Origin of the sequence: Glutamicibacter nicotianae (assembly GCF_002797775.1) — a bacterium.
GTDB lineage: Bacteria > Actinomycetota > Actinomycetes > Actinomycetales > Micrococcaceae > Glutamicibacter > Glutamicibacter nicotianae.
Map to the genome: position 1 here is coordinate 914,569 of NZ_PGEY01000001.1, position 19,668 is coordinate 934,236.

A 19,668-nucleotide genomic window follows, 5' to 3' on the forward strand; every position below is an offset into this window, starting at 1 on the left:
AACTCTGTGACTACAAACCAACCAAAAGTCGATGCAACAGTGGGTGACCTAGGCGAGCAAGGCATCCTGGAAGCGATCTTGCCGCTGCTTGATTCAGCGCAGGCAAGTCTCGGGCCGGGCGACGACGCAGGTGCGTTGAGGGTGAGCGGGAACGAAGTTCTCGTCTCGGTAGATACCCTGGTTGAAAACCAGGATTTTCGACTCCTCTGGCCCAGCGGTTTGGAACACAATGCTTATGACATCGGATGGAAGTCCATTGCCCAAAATGTTTCAGACATTAATGCGATGGGTGGTCGCGCCACTGGCGCTGTGATTTCGCTGTCCCTGCCGAAGTCCACGTCTCTGGAATGGGTGAGGGACTTCAGCCGTGGCGTTGCCGAGGCTATTGCGGAGCTTGGCGCCAGGGAACTGACGATTCTCGGGGGAGACCTCGGGAAGTCGCAAGAAATTTCCGTTACCACGACCGTTCTTGGCGAATGCGAGCATGGGAAAGTGCTGAGGAGCGGAGTCCGAGCCGGAGACCGCATAGCGGTGGCCGGACGTGTTGGCGCCGCCGGGGCAGGACTCTCTGTGCTTGAACACGAGCATGACAATGAAAGTTGGAGCAGAGCGGTGCGCCGTCTGGTCCAGGCACAGTGCCGTCCCGTGCCGCCGCTGGAATCTGGGCCACGCGCTGCCGAAGCGGGCGCGACAGCCATGATGGATCTATCCGATGGGCTGATCCGCGACGCCGGGCGCATGGCCAAAGCCAGCCATGTGAATCTCGAGTTGGAATCTTCTGCTCTCCAGGACTTCGCGCTTCGACTGGAGGCTGCCTCAGAACTGACGGGCACCGATCCGATGTCATGGGTACTTTATGGCGGTGAGGATTTCGGACTCCTTGCCGCCTTCCCTCAGGGACTTGAAATCCCCGGAGAATTTAATGTTATCGGTGTTGCCAAGCCGGCCAATGGGCGTCGAGCAGTGGTGAAAGTCGATGGCAAGGTCGCAAAGCCTGAGACGGGCTTTGACCACTTCGCTTAGCTTCTTGGCACCAGATTCGTGTGCTGGCTATGCACGGTCATTTTGAACGCGCAGGAGTTCAGAAAGTTCGTGGGCGGCGCTCGTCACGGCTTCGTGATGAATCTTGCCAGGTTGGCGGGTAAGCCGTTCAATCGGGCCCGATAAGGACAGTGCAGCGATGACTCGTCCGGACTGCCCGCGAACTGGTGCGGAAACCGAAGCGACGCCAGGCTCGCGTTCTCCCAGCGACTGGGCCCAACCGCGCCGGCGGACTCCGGCCAGGATTGTCGGCGTGAAGCGTGCGTGGTGCAACCCTTCCACCATGCGCTCATTATCTTCCCACGCGAGAAGGATCTGGGCTGCCGAACCGGCCTTCATTGACAGCTGGGTTCCCACCGGAATGGTGTCGCGCAGGCCGATTGGGCGCTCGGCGCTGGCGATGCACACGCGGTAATCGCCTTGCTTGCGGAAAATCTGTGTGCTTTCACCGGTGAGGTCGCGAAGCTTGATAAGCACCGGCCCGGCTGCGCTGACCAGCCGGTCTTCACCGGCCGCGCTGGCGAGTTCCACCAGACGGTTTCCCAGCTCAAAGCGGCCATGCATGTCGCGCCCAACTAATCCATGATGGACCAAAGACTGGGCAATGCGGTGCACCGTGGGGCGGGAAATTTCAGTGAGTTCCACCAACTGGGAAAGGGAAGTGGGGCCATTCTCCAATGCATTGAGAATGGCTGCTGCCTTATCCAGTACGCCTACGCCGCTGCCTGTTGTCATACTTCAAGTATCACGTCTCAGTATTTGAGATTCAAGTCCGCATACTGGAAAAGCCTCTCTATGAAGTGTCAAAGTTGGAGTATCAATTGTTCGTAGCTTGAGGAGTGTGTCGCATGTCCGCCATGCAGTCGCCCCAGACGTTGGCAGAAAAAGTCTGGAATGCACATGTTGTGCGTCGAGGAGAAGGTGAAGGCGAAGCCCGCCAGCCGGACTTGATTTATATTGATCTCCACCTGCTGCATGAGGTGACCTCTCCGCAGGCCTTCGAAGGCCTGCGTCTCGCTGGCCGTCCGCTGCGTCGTCCAGATCTGACCATTGCGACAGAGGACCACAACACTCCGACGCTGGACATCGACAAGCCAATTGCCGACTTGACCAGCCGCACCCAGATCCACACCCTGCGCGACAACTGCAAGGAATTCGGCGTCCGCTTGCACTCCCTCGGCGACAAGGAACAGGGCATTGTCCACGTCGTGGGTCCGCAGCTGGGATTGACCCAGCCGGGCATGACCGTTGTTTGCGGCGACTCGCACACTTCGACCCATGGCGCCTTCGGTGCCCTGGCCTTTGGCATTGGCACCTCGGAAGTCGAGCATGTCATGGCCACCCAGTCGCTGAGCCTGAAGCCGTTCAAGACGATGGCTATCAACGTCGAGGGCACCTTGAAGCCGGGCGTTACCTCCAAGGACATCATCCTGGCCGTGATTGCCAAGATCGGTACCGGTGGCGGCCAAGGTTACGTGCTGGAATACCGCGGCTCAGCGATTCGTTCGCTGTCCATGGATGCCCGCATGACCATCTGCAACATGTCCATCGAGGCCGGTGCCCGCGCCGGCATGATTGCACCGGACGAAACGACGTTCGAATATGTCAAGGGTCGCCCCCATGCTCCGGAGGGTGAAGACTGGGATGCCGCCGTTGCAGACTGGAAGCAGCTGCACACCGATGAGGGTGCACGCTTCGACGCTGAAGTCTTCTTGAACGCTGATGAACTCGAACCTTTCGTCACCTGGGGCACCAACCCTGGCCAGGGCGTTTCGCTGTCCGAGAATGTGCCATCGCCAGAAGACTTCGAAGACGAAAATGACCGCAAGGCCTGCGAGCGAGCATTGACTTACATGGGACTTGAGGGCGGTACCCCAATGAAGGATATCCGGGTGGATACCGTGTTCCTGGGATCCTGCACCAACTCCCGTATGGAAGACCTGCGTGCGGCTGCCCAGGTCATCAAGGGCAAAGAAAAAGACCCGAATGTCCGCATGATCGTGGTCCCGGGCTCGGCGCGAGTTCGCTTGGAAGCTGAAGCAGAAGGACTGGACCAGATTTTCAAGGATTTCGGTGCTGAATGGCGCTTCGCGGGCTGTTCCATGTGCCTGGGCATGAACCCGGACCAGCTGGCCGAGGGGGAGCGCTGCGCGTCCACCTCGAACCGCAACTTCGAAGGACGCCAGGGCAAGGGCGGACGCACCCACCTGGTCTCGCCACTGGTTGCCGCGGCTACCGCAATCCGTGGAACCCTCTCGTCGCCTAGCGACCTCGTCAACGCACCGGTTTCGGTCTAGGAAGGATCACCGTCATGGAAAAGATTGTCAGCCACACCGGCATTGGTGTTCCACTGCGGCAGAGCAATGTGGATACGGACCAGATCATTCCTGCCGTATACCTCAAGCGCATCACCCGCACCGGTTTTGAGGACGCGTTGTTTGCAGGGTGGCGACGGGATGAGAACTTCATCCTGAACCAGGAACCGTTCAACACCGGCTCCGTACTGGTGGCGGGCCCCGACTTCGGCACCGGTTCCTCGCGCGAGCACGCTGTCTGGGCATTGAAGGATTACGGATTCAAGGCCGTGATCTCCTCCCGTTTTGCCGATATCTTCCGCGGCAATTCGGGCAAGCAGGGACTGGTCGCCGCCGAAGTAGCCCAGAGCGACATCGAACTGATCTGGAAGGAACTGGAAAACAATCCAGGCACCACGGTGACCGTGGATTTGGAATCGCGTACGGTTCACTGCGGTTCCATCTCGGCCCCGTTCCAGATTGACGACTACACCCGCTGGCGCTTGATGGAAGGCCTGGATGACATCGGCCTGACCCTGCAGCACGAAGAAGATATCACCGCATACGAGGCCAAGCGCCCGGCGCACAAGCCGAGGACTTTGCCCGCACGTACTGCGGGCTAGCACCGAGTTCAAGGTAAATGGAATGGTCCGCTCATCCCTGGCATTGTTAGGGGTGAGCGGATCATTGCGTTCCCAACGCAATGTTTTCTGCAGGGCATCATGGCTCTGTCTGAAAGCATGCTCACAATGTGTGCGCCACGAGATGATCTGGGCATACTGGCAGGTATAGAGGCGGTATGCTTACTTAGTCCTGCCAGTTCGAAAGCCTTGATGCTTCGGCGGGCGATAACGACTACGCGATGAGGTAATTCATACATGGGTAAGATCCTGACGATCCATGGTGGTGTTCCGCTAAAGGGCACCGTACGAGTCGGCGGAGCGAAGAACCTAGTGCCAAAAGCCATGGTCGCGGCTCTGCTGGGCGACAGCCCTTCGGTATTGCGCAACGTACCGGAGATCAAGGACGTAGCTGTTGTCCGCAGCCTGCTTGAAATCCACGGCGTCAAGGTGGACCAGGATCCCGAGACCGGCGATCTCACCATGGATCCTACCCAGGTCAAGACCGCCTCGAACCAGGCCATCGATGCCCACGCCGGCGACTCGCGTATCCCCATTCTTTTCTGCGGACCGCTGATCCACTCCCTGGGCGAAGCCTTCATCCCGGACCTGGGTGGCTGCCGCATCGGCGACCGCCCGATCGATTTCCACCTGGAAGTATTGCGCGACTTTGGCGCCATCGTGGACAAGGCAGCCGATGGCATCCGCATTTCTGCCCCCAACGGGCTGACCGGAGCCAAACTCGAACTGCAGTACCCAAGCGTCGGCACCACCGAGCAGGTGCTGCTCTCGGCCGTCCGCGCCAAGGGTGTCACCGAAGTCAGCAATGCGGCCATTGAGCCGGAAATCCTGGACCTCATCTCGCTGCTGCAGAAGATGGGCGCCATCATCTCGGTGCACCGCGACCGCGTGATCCGTATCCAGGGTGTTGAGAAGCTTTCGGGCTTCGACCACTCGGCACTGCCAGACCGCAATGAAGCCGCGTCTTGGGCCTCTGCCGCTCTGGTCACCAAGGGCGATATCTTCGTCCAGGACGCCACCCAGCGTGATCTGACCGCTTTCCTGCATGTCTACCGCCAGGTTGGCGGCGAATTCGAAGTCAAGAGCGATGGCATCCGCTTCTACCACCCAGGTGGAGATCTTAATCCGCTGATCCTCGAAACCGATGTGCACCCGGGCTTCATGACCGACTGGCAGCAGCCGCTGGTGGTTGCCTTGACCCAGGCCAAGGGCGTCTCGGTCATTCACGAAACCGTGTATGAGAATCGCTTCGGATTCACCGATGCACTGGTCCGAATGGGCTCCACTGTCCAGGTGCACACCGACTGCCTCGGATCCACCCCTTGCCGTTTCGGGCAGCGCAACTTCAAGCATTCAGCTGTTGTGGTGGGCCCCGCCAAGCTCACCGGTGCCGACATCGATGTTCCGGATCTTCGTGGTGGTTTCTCCCACCTGATTGCCGCACTGGCTGCCGAAGGCACCAGCAAGGTCACCGGAATCGAGATCATCAACCGCGGCTACGAGCACTTCATGGAGAAGCTGCAGGCCCTGGGCGCAAACGTCGAGCTGAGCAACTAAAGGGGATCAGATTCGTGGTAAAGATTCTGGCCCCTGGTGAATCTGCGAGGACCAAGCGGGTTTTCTCAGTATTGGCGGGCGTTGTCCGTACTTCCATGAACGCTTTGATTGGCAAGACGTGGAAGGGTTTCGAGACGCTTCCGCAGGGCGGGTACATCCTCTGCCCCAATCACCTCACGGAAATTGATCCGCTGGTTGTAGGCCACGCTATTTACAGCAACGGCCGGCTGCCACGCTGGCTGGCCAAAGAGTCCTTGTTCAAGATTCCAGTGCTTGGCTGGCTGCTGCGCGAGACCGGCCAGGTCCCGGTATCACGCAGCGCATCCAACGCCGGCGAATCGCTGTCCGCGGCCAAGAAAGTGCTGGATGCCGGCGGTGTCATCGTCATTTACCCGGAGGGCACACTGACCCGCGACCCCAATTTGTGGCCAATGGTTGGACGGACTGGCGCCGCACGGTTGGCCTTGCAAACCGGTGCACCAGTGGTGCCGATGGCTCACTGGGGCGACCAGGAACTGCTGCCTCGCTATTCCAAGAAGATGTACCTGTTCCCGCGGAAGCACGTCACCGTGTCCGTCGGCCAGCCAGTGGATCTCGACGATCTGCGCGGAGGCCCGCGCACTCGTGCAGTGCTGCAGGAAGCCACAGATCGCATCATGGACGGAATCACTGCACTGACCGCAGAACTGCGCCAAGAAGAAGCGCCGGCTGTGCGTTGGGATCCCAGCAAGCACGGCCAGTCGAAGACTGGACGCAATTTCGATACCCCTGAAAATTAATTACTTTCATCATCACCTTCCAGAGGACTGACTTTGACTAAGCCGCTACCACGCAAAATCGCCGTCATGGGCGCTGGCAGCTGGGGGACCACCTTCGCCAAGGTGCTTGCCGATTCAGTTGCAGACAAGGGAATCGCGGTTCAGATTTGGGCACGTCGCGAAGACGCAGCCAATGAAATCAACGAACGCCATACCAATTCACGCTACCTGCGCGAAACCAAGCTTCCGGCCAACGTGGCGGCGTCTTCGGATCCGCAGACCGTGCTAACCGGTGCCGACCTTGTGGTCTTGGCAATTCCGTCGCAGTCCTTGCGCCAGGAACTGGCGAAATTCAAGGAATTCTTTGAACCAGGCGCCGTGCTGCTTTCCCTGATGAAGGGCCTTGAACGCGGAACCGACCTGCGCATGAGCCAGGTGATCGCTGAAGTGACCGGGCTGCCAGCTGAGCAGATTGCCGTGCTGTCCGGGCCGAACCTGGCCATGGAGATTGCGCGCGAGCAGCCCACCGCCTCTGTTGTTGCCTGTACAGATTCCGATATCGCGCAGTGGATCGCTGAACTGTGCTCAGCTCCGTACTTCCGTCCCTACACGAATGATGATGTACTGGGCGTGGAGCTTGGCGGTATCGTCAAGAACATCATCGCGCTTGCCGTGGGCATGTGCGACGGCATGGGGATGGGCGACAATACCAAGTCCACCGTGATCACTCGCGGTTTGGCCGAGACCACTCGCTTGGTCCTCGCCCTTGGTGGCCGTTTGGATACCTTGGCCGGCCTCTCTGGTTTGGGCGACCTTGTCGCTACCTGTTCTTCCTCGCTCTCTCGCAACAACACCGCCGGACGTCTGCTTGGCCAGGGGCTCTTCTTGGAAGAGGTCAATGACCGCATGTCGCAGACCGCGGAAGGCATCAAATCAGCACGTGCCGTATTCGACCTTTCCCGTGCCCATAACGTGGAAATGCCGATTACCGAAGCAGTGGTGATGGTCCTGGAAGGCACCTTGAGCGTTGAGAACATGGCCGCACGCCTGTTGTCGCGTGAACTGAAATCCGAAGGAGAACGCCACTAATGACTGACCGCAAGATACGCGTCCTCTTGCTCTTCGGCGGCCGTTCCTCGGAGCACTCCGTTTCCTGCGTGACTGCTGCCGGAGTCATGCACGCTATCGACCGTGAACGCTTTGAAATCGTTCCGGTGGGGATCACCAGAGACGGCGGCTGGACCCTGCTGGATGAAGATCCGGAAGGCTGGGCTCTGAACACCGGCAAGCTGCCGGAGATTTCCTCGGTGGATCATCCGGTGCATTTGTCCACCGACGCGCAGAAAACATCATTGCTGTCCTACTCGGATTCCGCTGTGGCGGACCTTGGCGAGATCGACGTGGTTTTCCCGTTGCTTCATGGTCCATTCGGTGAAGACGGGTCAATCCAGGGCATGCTTGAAATGGCAGGCGTGTCCTATGTGGGCTCGGGTATCGCGGCCAGTGCGATGGGCATGGACAAGCACTACATGAAGGTGGTTTTCGAAGGGGCCGGCTTTAAGGTAGGCCCTTACGAAGTCATCACCAACAAGCAGTGGCTGCGTGATAGCGAAGCTGCCATGAAGCGTTGCGAAAACTTGCAGTACCCGTTGTTCGTCAAGCCGGCCCGCGCAGGGTCTTCAGTAGGCATCACGAAGGTTGATGATCCGTCCGGGTTGCGTGCTGCGATTGAGATCGCACGGGCTGAAGATCCCAAGGTGATCATCGAGCAGGGGATCGTTGGGCGGGAAATTGAATGCGGAGTTCTTGAAGGCCGCGGCAGCGGACCCTCGCGTGCTTCATTGCCAGGCGAAATTGCGGTGGCAGACAATCAGCACACCTTCTATGATTTCGAAGCCAAGTACGTTGATGGAGCCGCAGCTGAGCTCAGCTGCCCGGCAAACTTGAGCGATGAAGCCACGCGCGAAATTCGCGAGCTGGCAGTCCAGGCATTTGACGCCATCGACGCAGAAGGCCTATCCCGGGTTGATTTCTTCTACACTCCCGAAGGCGAGTGGATCATCAATGAAATCAACACCATGCCCGGCTTTACGCCGTCCAGCATGTATCCGCAAATGTGGGCCAAGACCGGAATTGAATACCGTGAACTCATTGATGAGCTGATTGCCTTGGCGACCGAGCGGAACATCGGTTTGCGCTAGGCCAAGGAACAATGGTGAAACTTTGGGGTGTGTTGAATATTCAACACACCCCAAAGCTTTTGTCGAAGGGTTGCTTACAAGCTCACTGACTTGTCAACGCTGACGCACTTCTTGGAAGCTGGGATCTTCTGCGCAGCATCTGAAATTGTCGCCAAGACTGTGCTCGATGGAATGACGTTCGGATCGAGGATAACTTCGGTTGCCGGGGTCCGGCCATATGTGGTCAGGGTCCAGATGCTTGTTGCTTCGTCCTCGTGGGCCACCCAATCAACATCATTCACTGATACGCAAGGATCTGTGGTCGGCCCGGGGACTTCTACTCCGCAACGCAGGACAACTTTGGACGGATCGCCCCAGGCTGCCGTTGATTGGGACGTCGTGCTACGACGTTCAGCATCATCGATGGCTTCGGGCAGGACAACCATCATTTCTGCGCACAGCGGGTTGGCCGCGTCTGGGGCAGCATCCACGGAAGCTACTGATGCGCAACCGGCGAGGCCAGTTATGGAAATGAGCCCGATTCCGGCGACTACTGAACCACGACCCAACATTCGGTTAAGTTTTGGTGACAGTCGTGCGGAGACACTGATTTTAAACACGTTATAAGCCTACATCGGCAATCTGAAAGATAAGATGTAGTCAGTTGAAACTGTGAAAGGTAGCATATGTCCTTTGAAGAGCATTCGGTGAGACCACGCCAGAAAAAGAAACGCACGGGTCGAGCTATTATCCTGAGTGTCCTTGCCCTGGTGGTTATCGCTGGACTTGTCGCTGGTGGTTACGCATGGAACCTCGGCAGAACGTTCAATGACAACAGCACCAAAATCACCAACGCTTTCCCTGCGGAAGAGACGCGACCGGAGGTGAAAGAGGAGTCTAAGGACGCAGTTAACGTACTCCTGCTGGGTACTGATACCCGGGCCGTGCGTAGTGACGATGCACAGGATGATGAGTTCGCCACGCTACCGGGTGGCGGACGATCCGACACCATGATGCTGGTGCACATTCCTTCGGACAGGAAGAACGTCTTCGTCACGTCGATCATGCGTGATACTTGGCTGGACATTCCTGGCGTCGGCACCGCGAAGATTAACCGCGCATTCGCCAGCGGCGGTGTTCCCAAAGCAGTCGAAACTCTCGAAGGACTCTTCGGCATCCGGATCAACCATGTGGCATCGATTGACTTCGAAGGCTTCAAGGGCCTGACCAATGCCGTCGGCGGCGTAACCGTCGACAACCCGATCGCTTTCAGCCCGGTACATGTCAAGGGCTACTTCTTCCCAGAGGGGGTGCAGACGCTCGATGGAGACGAAGCGCTTGCTTTTGTTCGTGAGCGCAAGGCGTTTACGGGTCCAGGTGGTAGCGATTACCGCCGTGTCAAGAATCAGCAGCTCTTCGTCAAGGCTTTGATTGGCCAGATTCTGTCCAAGGAAACTCTGACCAGCCCCACAAAGATCCAGTCTGTCGTTGAGGAAATCGCACCATACGTAGCAGTCGACGAATCCCTGGACGCAGGAAAAATCGCATCGTTGGCGTCTTCGATGATTAGCATCCGTTCCAGTGATATGGAGTTCTTCACCCTGCCAAACAATGGACCTGGGCGTTCAGCAGACGGGCAATCAATTGTCGTTCCTGACATGGATACGATTGCCAAGTTTGGCGAAGCATTGCAGAATGACACGGTTGATGAATTCGTAGCATCAACTGACTTGTCGCAGTAAGACCACCTAAGGAACGACTTTCCATGACGCCCCACAAACTCGATACCTCCGTGCGTGCCATCCGAGAATGGCTCGCTCGAAGCGTCAAGAGTCTCGGGAACCATTCTGACAGGTTGAATGCAATCAATGTGTTCCCAGTGGCAGACGGCGATACCGGTAGCAACCTGTATCTGACCGCGAGAGCGGGACACGACGCGATCAGCAAACTGGAAAGCGACGATATTGGTGGGTTTCTTGAAGTTGCCGCGCGGGCTTCGTTGGAATCTGCGCGCGGCAACTCGGGTACATTGCTAGCGGTCTTCTTGAGCGGCCTGAGCGAGCCTTGGAGTGGCCATGAACGCCTAACTGCGCCGTTGCTTGCGCTCGGTCTCGAGCGAGCCAAAGTGCGGTCTTGGTCAGCGCTGAGCGAACCGGTCGAAGGCACCATGCTGTCCGTGATCAATGCAATATCTTTGGCCGCAGGCTCAACACTTGCGCACTTGAAGACGGATCCGGATAGTCGTGCAGCACTTGATGCCGTTCTCACGCAAATGAGTCAAGCAGCTCAACTCGCAGTCAGGGGCACCGAAGCTGAACTTCCGAGTCTCGTTAAGGCTGGTGTTGTTGACGCAGGAGCGGTCGGGATGCTGATCATAATTGACGAGCTATGCGCCGCGATTCGGAGCGAATCCACCGAATTCGATTCCTACGACGACTTCCACGGTTACCGTTCACAAGACCCGCACATTCACCTGACTGAAGAAACAGAGTCAGGTGTTGAGGTAATGTGCACTGTTTCCTTGGACGCGTTGGGTGCCGCTACACTGCGCGGGCAACTGGACTCAATGGGCAATTCAGTGATCATGTCGCCCGTGAATCAGCTGGAGGAAGACACCTACAGATGGCGCGTTCACGTCCACGTTCCTGATGCCGAACCGGCACTGGAACTCATAAGAAAACACGGTGACCCGGTGAATATCAGCGTCACTGATCTGTGCACCCACGATGGCTGAAACAACGCTTACTTCGTTTGAGAGTGCAGAGCTCTCAGCATTCCTAGGAAAGAAGAACTCAGCCGCCCTGGAAAAGGCTTTCGGCTATACGACGGTGGGGGAGTTCTTATGGCATTTTCCGCGTCGGTATGTTGAAGTAGGCGAGCTCACCCCGATTTCGGAGCTACCCTTCGATGAGCACGTTACTGTTGTCGCCCAGGTTGTCAACGTCAGCCAGCGGCAGATGCACTCGCGGCGAGGTTTCATTTTCGAAGTGACCGTCAGCGACGAGCTTAGCGCAGGCGGCCAAGAGCTGAAGATGACCTTCTTCAATGGCTATCAAGCACGGACAGATCTGCACATTGGAACTATCGCGATGTTCAGTGGCAAGGTCGGTTGGTACCAGGACCACCTGCAGTTGAGCCAGCCTGAATACGCAATCCTGGATGAGGCATCCCAAGCAGATCCGCGTCCAATTCCGATCTATCCTGCTTCGGCAAAGATGCCCAATAAGCGCATCCGTGATCTGATGGGGCTGTTGCTGGAGCACTTCACAGATCAGAAGCTTCCTGAGTTTCTTCCAGGGGAACTTCTTCGCACGCATCATTATCCACAACGCCATCAAGCGTTCTTGGATCGCCATTTCCCCAAGGAAATTAAGCACGCCTACGCCGCTCGACAGCGCTTTGCCTTTGAAGAAGCATTTATGCTGCAGTTGGCGTTAGGCGAACGCGGGCGCCAGTTGGGCGCGCAGAAAGCAATTGCACGCCCACCGGTGCCGGGCCGCTTAGCTGACAAATTCGATGCCCAGCTGCCGTTCAGCTTGACCGAAGACCAGCTTGTCGTCGGTGAACAAATTTCCAAGGACCTGGACCAGTCGCATCCAATGCATCGCTTGCTGCAGGGCGAAGTCGGCTCCGGCAAGACCGTTGTCGCGCTACGAGCCATCTTGCAGGTGATTGATGCCGGAGGACAAGCTGCACTCCTAGCGCCAACAGAAGTCCTGGCCGCACAGCACTACGCCTCGATCAAGAAGATGCTTGGCAAGCTCGCTGAACCTGGGCTTTTCGGCGAAGGCGAAGGAACAGACGTCGCGCTCCTAACCGGGTCGGCAAAAACTGCCCAACGCCGTGAAGCATTGCTAGGTATTGCCAGCGGTGAGACTGGATTGATTATTGGCACGCATGCCCTCCTGAGCGACCATGTGCAGTTTGCAGATCTCGGCCTCGTCGTCGTGGACGAACAACATCGATTTGGCGTTGAGCAGCGCGACGCCTTGAAGTCTAAAGCAGTCGACTCGGTTCCTCACACCCTGGTCATGACTGCTACTCCGATACCGAGAACCGTAGCCATGACCGTCTTTGGTGATTTGGACACCTCGACGATTAAACGCCTGCCCGCCGGCCGCGCCCCGATCCACACGCATATCGTGCCCATGCAGTTAACCGGTTTCCGCGACAGGCTATTCACCAGAATCGTTGAAGAAGTGGAGAAGGGGCACCAAGCATATGTGGTGTGCCCAAGAATTTCGGACTCAGCAGCGGAACAAGGCATTCTTCTGGCGTCCTATGAAGAATCGTCCGGTCAGCCCATGAGTGTAGAAGCCATGCATGAGATGCTCGCTGGGATGCCTGAATTCGCTGGGATACGCACCGAGGCGTTGCACTCGCAACTAGATGCGGCAGACAAGCAGGCAACCATGGATTCCTTTGCCCGTGGTGAAATTGACGTGCTGATTTCCACGACAGTCATTGAGGTTGGCGTTGACGTCCAAAATGCGACATTGATGGTGATCATGGATGCTGAGCGCTTCGGCATTTCGCAGCTCCATCAGCTGCGCGGTCGAGTAGGCCGTGGCGGACTGCCTGGTACGTGCCTCATGACCACATGGCTGGACGCGGACCATCCGTCGGTTGGACGCTTGAAGACCATCGAGTCAACTATCGACGGTTTTGAGCTAGCCGAGGCAGACTTGGCTGAACGCAAAGAAGGAAATATCTTGGGTGTTCAGCAATCAGGCAGCCGGTCGACGCTGCGGGAACTTAGCATCATCAAGGATCGCTCGCTCATTGAGCAGGCGAAAACCGATGTGGGCAGGCTTCTTGCCGATGCCAACTGGGGAAGCAACTATCCGGGGCTCCTGAGCGCAGCCGGGAACTGGCTTGATGAGTCCACTAAAGAATTTTTGAATAAGAACTGATTGAAGGTATTGCTAGGCAATGAGCCGTATTATCGCTGGAGCTGCCGGCGGGCATCCACTGAAGTCCGTACCGGGTGATGCAACGCGCCCGACAACGGATCGTGTCAAAGAGGCCCTCTTCTCCCGCTTGGATAGCTGGGATATTCTTGCCGGCGCCCGAGTGCTGGATCTCTTCGCCGGTTCGGGGTCGCTGGGAATCGAGACGGCCAGTCGCGGTGCGCGACAGGTTGTTCTGGTAGAAAAAGCCCCGAAGGCGGTTTCTGTTTGCCAGCAAAACGCGTCACTGGTGAACAAGGTGTTGAAGGCTAATACGGTGACGGTACAGCGTGGAACTGTTGATAGTGTCCTGGACGGCTATTACAACGCAATTTCGGGAGTGCCCAGCAAGACCTTTGACATTGTCTTGCTGGATCCTCCCTACCCGCTGACTGAAGAAGAACTGGCTCTCACCCTCGAGAAAATATCCAAAATCCTGGCTGAGGATGCGACAGTGATTGTGGAGCGTTCCGGGCGCTCACCGGAACCTACATGGCCAAGCACCATGCAGAAGTTCGCCGACAAGAAATACGGCGAAACGCACCTATGGTTTGCAGAACCCATCTAGATCCATCGAATGGAGAACTTCTGACGGGTACGGTCCCGCTGCCTGGCACTGGAGTATTTGGTCTTCGCTAAAGTGTTGGCGCGACGCTGTGAGAATCAAGTTCCCTGGGAAGCGCTTGGTAAACATTTCCGGACTTGAACTCAACATCACGAACTCAAAGCTGGAGTTTGCCGCCTCGACTTGGGTGCAAGTGAAATTCAAGGGCGGATCATCGCCGATATTCACGAAGAGCAATCCGTCATTGGCCAAAGTGTTCTTGAGTTCGGCGTAATAGTCCGCCATAGTCAGGTGTTCTGGTGCTTCCGGGCCAGAGAAAATATCCAAGACGATGACGTCAAACTTCTCACCAGCAAGTTGTTCGGCAAGTACACTCCTCGCATCGGCGACGATCGGTGACAAGTGGCAGTCATCCGGCAACGGAAGATGCGTGAGAACGAAATCAAGAAGTTCGCGCTCAATGTCTACAGCCACGTGGATACTCGATGGGTAAACCACACTCGCCCAACGGGCCAAGGTCAATGCACCTGCACCTAGATGAAGCATCTTCAATGGGTGCTTTTCTGGGCGCAAGACCTTCAGATGGTTAGCTATGCGTGCGAGATACTCGTAAAACACTTCTTCCGGATGGGAAAGATTCACATGGGATTGAGGCGCATCGCCGATCGCTAGTATTTTCGACCCGGGGATCAGATCATCGTCGTAAATAGTGGCGTGTTCCTGGATGAATCCGAGCCACCGTTTGGCAGGCTTGCGCGTCATCGGGAGAGCACCTTTGGCAGCAGCTGTAAGCGCTCGACGGCATCGGAAATGACTTCACGCTTCTTGCAGAAAGCGAAACGCAACAGTCCTTGGTAGTCTTGCTGATTCTCGGGATGGACAAACGCAGACATTGGAATCGCCGCAACGCCTACGCGCTCGGGCATCATGCGTGCTACTTCAGCAGCGTCGTTCAGATCAAAGCTGCGTACGTCAGCAACCAAGAAGTAGGTGCCCTTTGGACGTATAACTGGGATCCCAACTTGTTCCAGGCCTGATGCGAGAATTTCTCCCTGCTGTCCTAAATCGGCAGCGAAGCGTTCGAAAAAGGCATCAGGAAGATTCAAGGCTTGTGCGACAGCAGGTTGGAACGCAGGGCCCGAGGAATAGGTAAGGAACTGTTTTACGGTACGGACGGCAGTGATCAGCTCGCGGGGGCCGGTTGCCCATCCAACTTTCCAGCCGGTAAAGGAGAAAGACTTGCCTGCCGAAGAAATGGTGATGGTTCGTTCGAATCCACCTGGCAAGCTCGCGATCGGAACATGCCGAATACCGAAAGAGAGGTGTTCATAGACCTCGTCGGAGATGATGATGCAGTCGTGCTGATGTGCCAGGGCAATGATTTCCTGAAGCACCGAAACATCTAGAACTGTGCCCGTTGGATTGTGGGGATTGTTCAGAACGATTACACGGGTCTTGTCTGTGACTGCACGTCGAAGGTCATCCATATCCGGCTCGAATTTCGGAGCCTTGAGCTGAATGACCTTATGCACTGCGTTGGTCAACCCGATCATGGCCGCATAGGAATCGTAATACGGTTCAAAGGTCACTACTTCATCGCCAGGTTCCAGGAAAGCAAGCAAGGAAGCAGCGATAGCTTCGGTAGCCCCGGTCGAAACAACTACCTCGGATTCGGGGTCGAGCTTCAATGAATAGAAGCGCTCCTGGTGGGCAGCTATGGCTTCGCGGAGCGAAGGAGTTCCTAAACCGGGCGCATACTGGTTAGCGCCATTCTCGATCGCATCAATAGCAATTTTCTTGATTTCTTCCGGCCCTTCGGAATCCGGGAATCCTTGCCCAAGGTTAATTGCCTGATGAAGGTTCGCCAGTCCCGTGATTTCTTCGAAGATGGTCACTCCCGGGCGGCCAGTGGAATCTAGTAGGTTGGCACCGTGGGCGGTCCGCTGCCATGGAGTGAATTCAATGCTCATGTTTCCATTATCGTCCCGTGTATAGGGGAAGTTGGGCATTAAGTCATTGAATCTTTACGAGACATTCATACCAGTTCGCTGAATTGGCGAGAGTTCTTGATAGATTCAGATCATGCGAAGAGCGGTATGCCCGGGTTCATTTGACCCAATTCACAACGGACACGTCGAGATCATTGCGCGCGCAGCGAGCCTGTTTGATGAGGTGATCGTCGCTGTGTCCACTAATTACTCCAAGAAGTACCGCTTCAGCGAAGATGAGCGCGTAGCGATGGTTGAGGAGACTGTCGGGGGACTGCGTGGGGTTTCCGCTGTGCCCATGGGCCAAGGCCTGCTGGCCGATTTCTGCAAGGAGCAGGGCGCCGAGGCAATTGTCAAGGGACTACGCAGCACGGTTGACTACGCATACGAGATTCCCATGGCCACAATGAATCGGCATCTGACTGGTGTTGAAACTGTTTTCCTTCAGGCCGATACGCGCTACACTCATTTGTCATCTTCGTTGCTCAAGGAAGTACAGGCACTTGGTGGAGACGTTGATGAGTACTTCCCGCGGGCTGTTATCAAACGACTAGCAACGCACTGAGCACATTCGAAGCAACGTTGGGCATCAGCCGAACAATAGGTAGGAAAACTAAAATCATGTCTATATCGCGTCCGATAACCAAAGCCGTAGTTCCCGCCGCAGGGCTCGGTACTCGTTTTTTGCCGGCGACGAAAGCAATGCCCAAAGAAATGCTCCCTGTCGTTGACAAGCCGGCGATCCAATACGTTGTTGCAGAAGCGGCTCGTGCTGGTCTCAGCGACGTATTGATGATCACAGGGCGAAATAAACGTGCTCTAGAAGACCACTTTGATCGGGTTCCTTCTCTAGAAGCTTCTCTGGCGGCTAAAGATGACCAGAAAAAGCTCTCGTTGGTGGAGGAAGCCACCGCCCTAGGCGATATTCATTACATCCGCCAGCGCGATCCGCGAGGATTGGGGCACGCAGTATTGTGCGCGAAGCAGCACGTAGGCGATGAGCCCTTCGCCGTGCTGCTCGGCGATGACTTAATCCATGAGAACGATGACCTACTGAGCACGATGATCGCGGTACAAGAAAAGACCGGCGGGTCAGTCATCGCTCTGATGGAAGTCGAACCGGATCAAATAAGTTCCTATGGCTGTGCTGATGTAGCTCCTGTCGAAGACGAAGATTTCGTTTGCGTACGAGGACTTGTAGAAAAACCAAGTGTTGAAGAAGCCCCCAGTAACCTCGCAGTAATTGGACGGTATTTGTTGCATCCTCGGGTATTCCAGATTCTGGAGCACACTGCTCCTGGACGCGGAAACGAGATCCAATTAACCGATGCCCTAGAAGAGCTTGCAACTTCCGAAGGCGAAGGTTCAGGAGTGCATGCTGTTGTCTTTAGAGGCCGTCGCTACGACACTGGGGACAAACTGAGCTATCTCCAAGCGAATATCAGCCTAGCTGTTGAAAATGAGGATCTTGGACCGGGATTGAAGACGTGGCTGAAATCCTTCGTGCAGGATCTCGACGTTTGAACCTGACTAAGACTACTCAGGATAATCACAATTTTCTTGGGTAGTCTTTTTGATTGCGCAAAGTCGCCCCATACTGCGTTGACATTGGGGGATCACGGTCCGGTGGAGATTGATTGAAAACACAAGAACATGGGAACTCGCTACTCCTAACACGTAGTGCGAAGAACCGAGCAATCCGACAGAAGAAAAAACGAACACAGGGCATCATAGTCCTAGTGATGTCCATCGTGCTCGTCGCCATGCTGGCTCTTGGATACATCTTGTTTGACCTGCAACGCCAGTTCAATACGAAAAGTAATACGGTGGCTTTGGAATTCTCTAAAGCCGAACAGCTAGCGCGACCCGTCAAAGATCCAGATGATAAGTCCATGAACGTTTTGACGCTGGGTGTCGATCATGCTGATGATGACACGGAGAATTCGGCAGCCTTACAGGGCCCGGTTTCGCAGCGAAGCGATTCAATGATGTTGGTGCATATCCCCGAAGATCGTTCCCAGATTTACGTGATGTCAATGGTTCGAGATATGTACGTTGACATCCCCGGGTACGGCCAAAACAAACTGAACGCGGCCATTTCGTTTGGCGGGGTTCCACTGCTTTTGAGAACCGTTGAGGGGCTCTTCGGAACCAAGATTGATCATGTTGCCATGATCGACTTTGAAGGTTTCAAGGAGCTGTCAACAGCTCTTGGGGGAGTGACGGTCAACAACGAAATAGAATTTACTGCGAACGACACTGACTATTTTTACCCAACTGGTGAAATCACGTTGGAAGGCGACCGCGCACTTCGATTCGTGAGAGAACGAAAGTCCTTCTCGAACGGCGATTATCAACGAGTGGCGAATCAACGAATATTCATTGCTGCAGCCGCTAACCAATTGTTGTCTTCTGGAACACTCACGAATCCTGCAAAGTTATACGAAATCGTCGATAAGGTTTCTCCATACCTGACTTTGGACGAGAATTTTGATGCTGCCACACTTGTTGGGCTTGGTCTGCAGTTGAAAAATGTCGATACAAAGAACATGGCCATGTTTACGATGCCGACTGCGGGCTCGGCAACTAGCGTCGATGGCCAGTCGATTGAGTTAGCCAGTGTTACCGCCATCGAACAAATTGGCGAAGCACTTCGTACCGATTCCATGCGGGAGTACTTGGCTGAAAACCCACCAGAATCGAACTGATCAACGTGACTGACATGACAATTCGTGTGTTGCGTATCCTAAAGTGCGGGGTTCACGCGAGCTATCTACTAGACTTTGAACATCTTTGCTCACGAACCGAGCAGTAGTTTGCATAAGAAAATGAGGACTTTTGGGCATGACAGTTGCAGAGGAGGCCGACAAGTATGGCTTGCACCGTGTTGGTGCGCGGCCATCGTTGGCTAACTATCTGAGGCAGACCTGGGAACGCCGTGAATTCATATATGAGCTAGCTAAGGCTCGGGTGCAAAAACAGAACCAGCAGAATCGGCTGGGAATGATTTGGGTAATTCTTAAGCCGACGCTCAACGCCGTCATGTACGGCGTGATTTTCGGTATCCTGCAGGGCGATAAGAAAACCGCTGATTTCCCTGTCTTCGTGGTGATTGGTGTCTTTTTATTCGAGTTTTTCACTAGTTCAATGAATGGCGGCGCGAAATCGATTACCGGTAACCAGGCGCTAGTGCAATCTTTATCATTCCCACGATTAAGCCTTCCTGTCGCACAGATAACTCAGAATTTTTTAACTCTGATGCCGATGCTTATCGTCATGTTCCTCTACTCAGTCATACTCGGCACTGTCCCTAAATGGACTTGGTTTGGCATTATTCCGATCATCGCCATCTTCACTGTATTCAATATGGGCGTAGCGCTCATTTGTGCAAGAATAACGGTCCATGTACGGGACTTCACCCAAATTTTGCCGTTGGTGACTCGAATGCTTTTCTATACTTCTGGCGTATTGTTTAGCGTTGACCGTATCCTCGCTAGTTGGCCTTGGCTCGTAACAGTCTTTGACTACCATCCGCTTTATCAAACCCTTCAGTTGGCTCGCGCCATGATTATGGATAACGCTGAATATAATCCGTTTGGATGGTTGGTAATCGGAGCGTGGGCGATCGCCGCGCTTGTCTTTGGACTTATTTTCTTCTGGAAGGCTGAGGAGCGTTACGGTCGTGCCAATTAGTT

Annotated in this window: 19 protein-coding genes; 15 read left to right on the forward strand and 4 right to left on the reverse strand. The window is 55.6% G+C overall.

What is annotated here, in order from left to right:
• Positions 1-6 precede the first annotated feature (6 nt).
• Positions 7-1,023, forward strand: coding sequence for a thiamine-phosphate kinase (gene thiL / locus ATK23_RS04145; RefSeq protein WP_066137884.1), 1,017 nt, complete (start codon positions 7-9; stop codon positions 1,021-1,023).
• Positions 1,024-1,050: 27 nt separating this feature from the next.
• Here thiL and ATK23_RS04150 read toward each other — a convergent pair whose 3' ends face one another.
• On the reverse strand, positions 1,051-1,776 hold the full coding sequence (locus ATK23_RS04150) for an IclR family transcriptional regulator (protein WP_038991426.1): 726 nt from the start codon (positions 1,774-1,776) through the stop codon (positions 1,051-1,053).
• Between the two features lie 122 nt (positions 1,777-1,898).
• Between ATK23_RS04150 and leuC the strand changes: the two genes are divergently transcribed.
• From leuC to ATK23_RS04180, 6 genes are all read left to right on the forward strand, one after another.
• Positions 1,899-3,338, forward strand: a complete 1,440-nt coding sequence (gene leuC / locus ATK23_RS04155; RefSeq protein WP_066138945.1) for a 3-isopropylmalate dehydratase large subunit — start codon at positions 1,899-1,901, stop codon at positions 3,336-3,338.
• Between the two features lie 14 nt (positions 3,339-3,352).
• On the forward strand, positions 3,353-3,958 hold the full coding sequence (leuD, locus tag ATK23_RS04160; RefSeq protein WP_066137887.1) for a 3-isopropylmalate dehydratase small subunit: 606 nt from the start codon (positions 3,353-3,355) through the stop codon (positions 3,956-3,958).
• A 255-nt stretch (positions 3,959-4,213) separates the two neighbouring features.
• Positions 4,214-5,533, forward strand: coding sequence for a UDP-N-acetylglucosamine 1-carboxyvinyltransferase (gene murA / locus ATK23_RS04165; RefSeq protein WP_066137888.1), 1,320 nt, complete (start codon positions 4,214-4,216; stop codon positions 5,531-5,533).
• Between the two features lie 95 nt (positions 5,534-5,628).
• Positions 5,629-6,312 (forward strand): lysophospholipid acyltransferase family protein, encoded by a 684-nt coding sequence (locus tag ATK23_RS04170; protein WP_233125279.1) that lies wholly within the window; start codon positions 5,629-5,631, stop codon positions 6,310-6,312.
• A gap of 66 nt (positions 6,313-6,378) precedes the next feature.
• A complete protein-coding gene (locus tag ATK23_RS04175) occupies positions 6,379-7,380 on the forward strand; it encodes an NAD(P)H-dependent glycerol-3-phosphate dehydrogenase (RefSeq protein ID WP_066137890.1) in 1,002 nt (333 codons plus the stop codon).
• Complete coding sequence (locus ATK23_RS04180; RefSeq protein ID WP_066137893.1) at positions 7,380-8,492, forward strand: D-alanine--D-alanine ligase family protein; 1,113 nt, start codon at positions 7,380-7,382, stop codon at positions 8,490-8,492. Before ATK23_RS04175 ends, ATK23_RS04180 begins: the two co-directional genes overlap by 1 nt.
• Before the next feature lie 74 nt (positions 8,493-8,566).
• Here the strand turns inward: ATK23_RS04180 and ATK23_RS04185 are convergent, their stop codons facing one another.
• Positions 8,567-9,043: a DUF3515 domain-containing protein gene (locus ATK23_RS04185; RefSeq protein WP_066137894.1), complete on the reverse strand. Its 477-nt coding sequence runs from the start codon at positions 9,041-9,043 to the stop codon at positions 8,567-8,569.
• Between the two features lie 114 nt (positions 9,044-9,157).
• On the opposite strand from ATK23_RS04185, the gene ATK23_RS04190 reads away from it, so the two are divergent.
• The 4 genes from ATK23_RS04190 to rsmD are packed head-to-tail and all read left to right on the forward strand — an operon-like array spanning position 9,158 to position 13,988.
• Positions 9,158-10,213, forward strand: a complete 1,056-nt coding sequence (locus tag ATK23_RS04190) for an LCP family protein (protein WP_066137896.1) — start codon at positions 9,158-9,160, stop codon at positions 10,211-10,213.
• Positions 10,214-10,236: 23 nt separating this feature from the next.
• Positions 10,237-11,205, forward strand: a complete 969-nt coding sequence (locus ATK23_RS04195) for a DAK2 domain-containing protein (protein ID WP_052253772.1) — start codon at positions 10,237-10,239, stop codon at positions 11,203-11,205.
• The gene (locus ATK23_RS04200) at positions 11,198-13,384 is read left to right on the forward strand and encodes an ATP-dependent DNA helicase RecG (RefSeq protein WP_066137900.1); all 2,187 of its coding nucleotides are present in this window, start codon (positions 11,198-11,200) and stop codon (positions 13,382-13,384) included. The genes ATK23_RS04195 and ATK23_RS04200 overlap by 8 nt, the downstream gene beginning before the upstream one ends.
• A gap of 19 nt (positions 13,385-13,403) precedes the next feature.
• Positions 13,404-13,988, forward strand: coding sequence for a 16S rRNA (guanine(966)-N(2))-methyltransferase RsmD (gene rsmD / locus ATK23_RS04205; protein WP_066137901.1), 585 nt, complete (start codon positions 13,404-13,406; stop codon positions 13,986-13,988).
• Here the strand turns inward: rsmD and ATK23_RS04210 are convergent.
• Positions 13,965-14,747: a spermidine synthase gene (locus ATK23_RS04210; RefSeq protein WP_066137904.1), complete on the reverse strand. Its 783-nt coding sequence runs from the start codon at positions 14,745-14,747 to the stop codon at positions 13,965-13,967. The two genes, rsmD and ATK23_RS04210, sit on opposite strands and share 24 nt — an antisense overlap.
• A complete protein-coding gene (locus tag ATK23_RS04215; protein WP_066137908.1) occupies positions 14,744-15,955 on the reverse strand; it encodes an aminotransferase class I/II-fold pyridoxal phosphate-dependent enzyme in 1,212 nt (403 codons plus the stop codon). Before ATK23_RS04215 ends, ATK23_RS04210 begins: the two co-directional genes overlap by 4 nt.
• 112 nt (positions 15,956-16,067) lie before the next feature.
• Here ATK23_RS04215 and coaD point away from each other — a divergent pair, with 112 nt between their 5' ends.
• The 4 genes from coaD (at position 16,068) to ATK23_RS04235 (ending at position 19,666) form a co-directional block, all read left to right on the forward strand.
• Positions 16,068-16,538: a pantetheine-phosphate adenylyltransferase gene (coaD, locus tag ATK23_RS04220; RefSeq protein WP_038991436.1), complete on the forward strand. Its 471-nt coding sequence runs from the start codon at positions 16,068-16,070 to the stop codon at positions 16,536-16,538.
• Between the two features lie 56 nt (positions 16,539-16,594).
• Entirely contained in the window at positions 16,595-17,497 is a 903-nt protein-coding gene (gene galU, locus ATK23_RS04225) for a UTP--glucose-1-phosphate uridylyltransferase GalU (protein ID WP_038991437.1), read from the forward strand.
• Between the two features lie 218 nt (positions 17,498-17,715).
• The gene (locus tag ATK23_RS04230) at positions 17,716-18,681 is read left to right on the forward strand and encodes an LCP family protein (RefSeq protein ID WP_245858297.1); all 966 of its coding nucleotides are present in this window, start codon (positions 17,716-17,718) and stop codon (positions 18,679-18,681) included.
• Positions 18,682-18,817: 136 nt separating this feature from the next.
• The gene (locus tag ATK23_RS04235; RefSeq protein WP_066137914.1) at positions 18,818-19,666 is read left to right on the forward strand and encodes an ABC transporter permease; all 849 of its coding nucleotides are present in this window, start codon (positions 18,818-18,820) and stop codon (positions 19,664-19,666) included.
• Positions 19,667-19,668 lie beyond the last annotated feature (2 nt).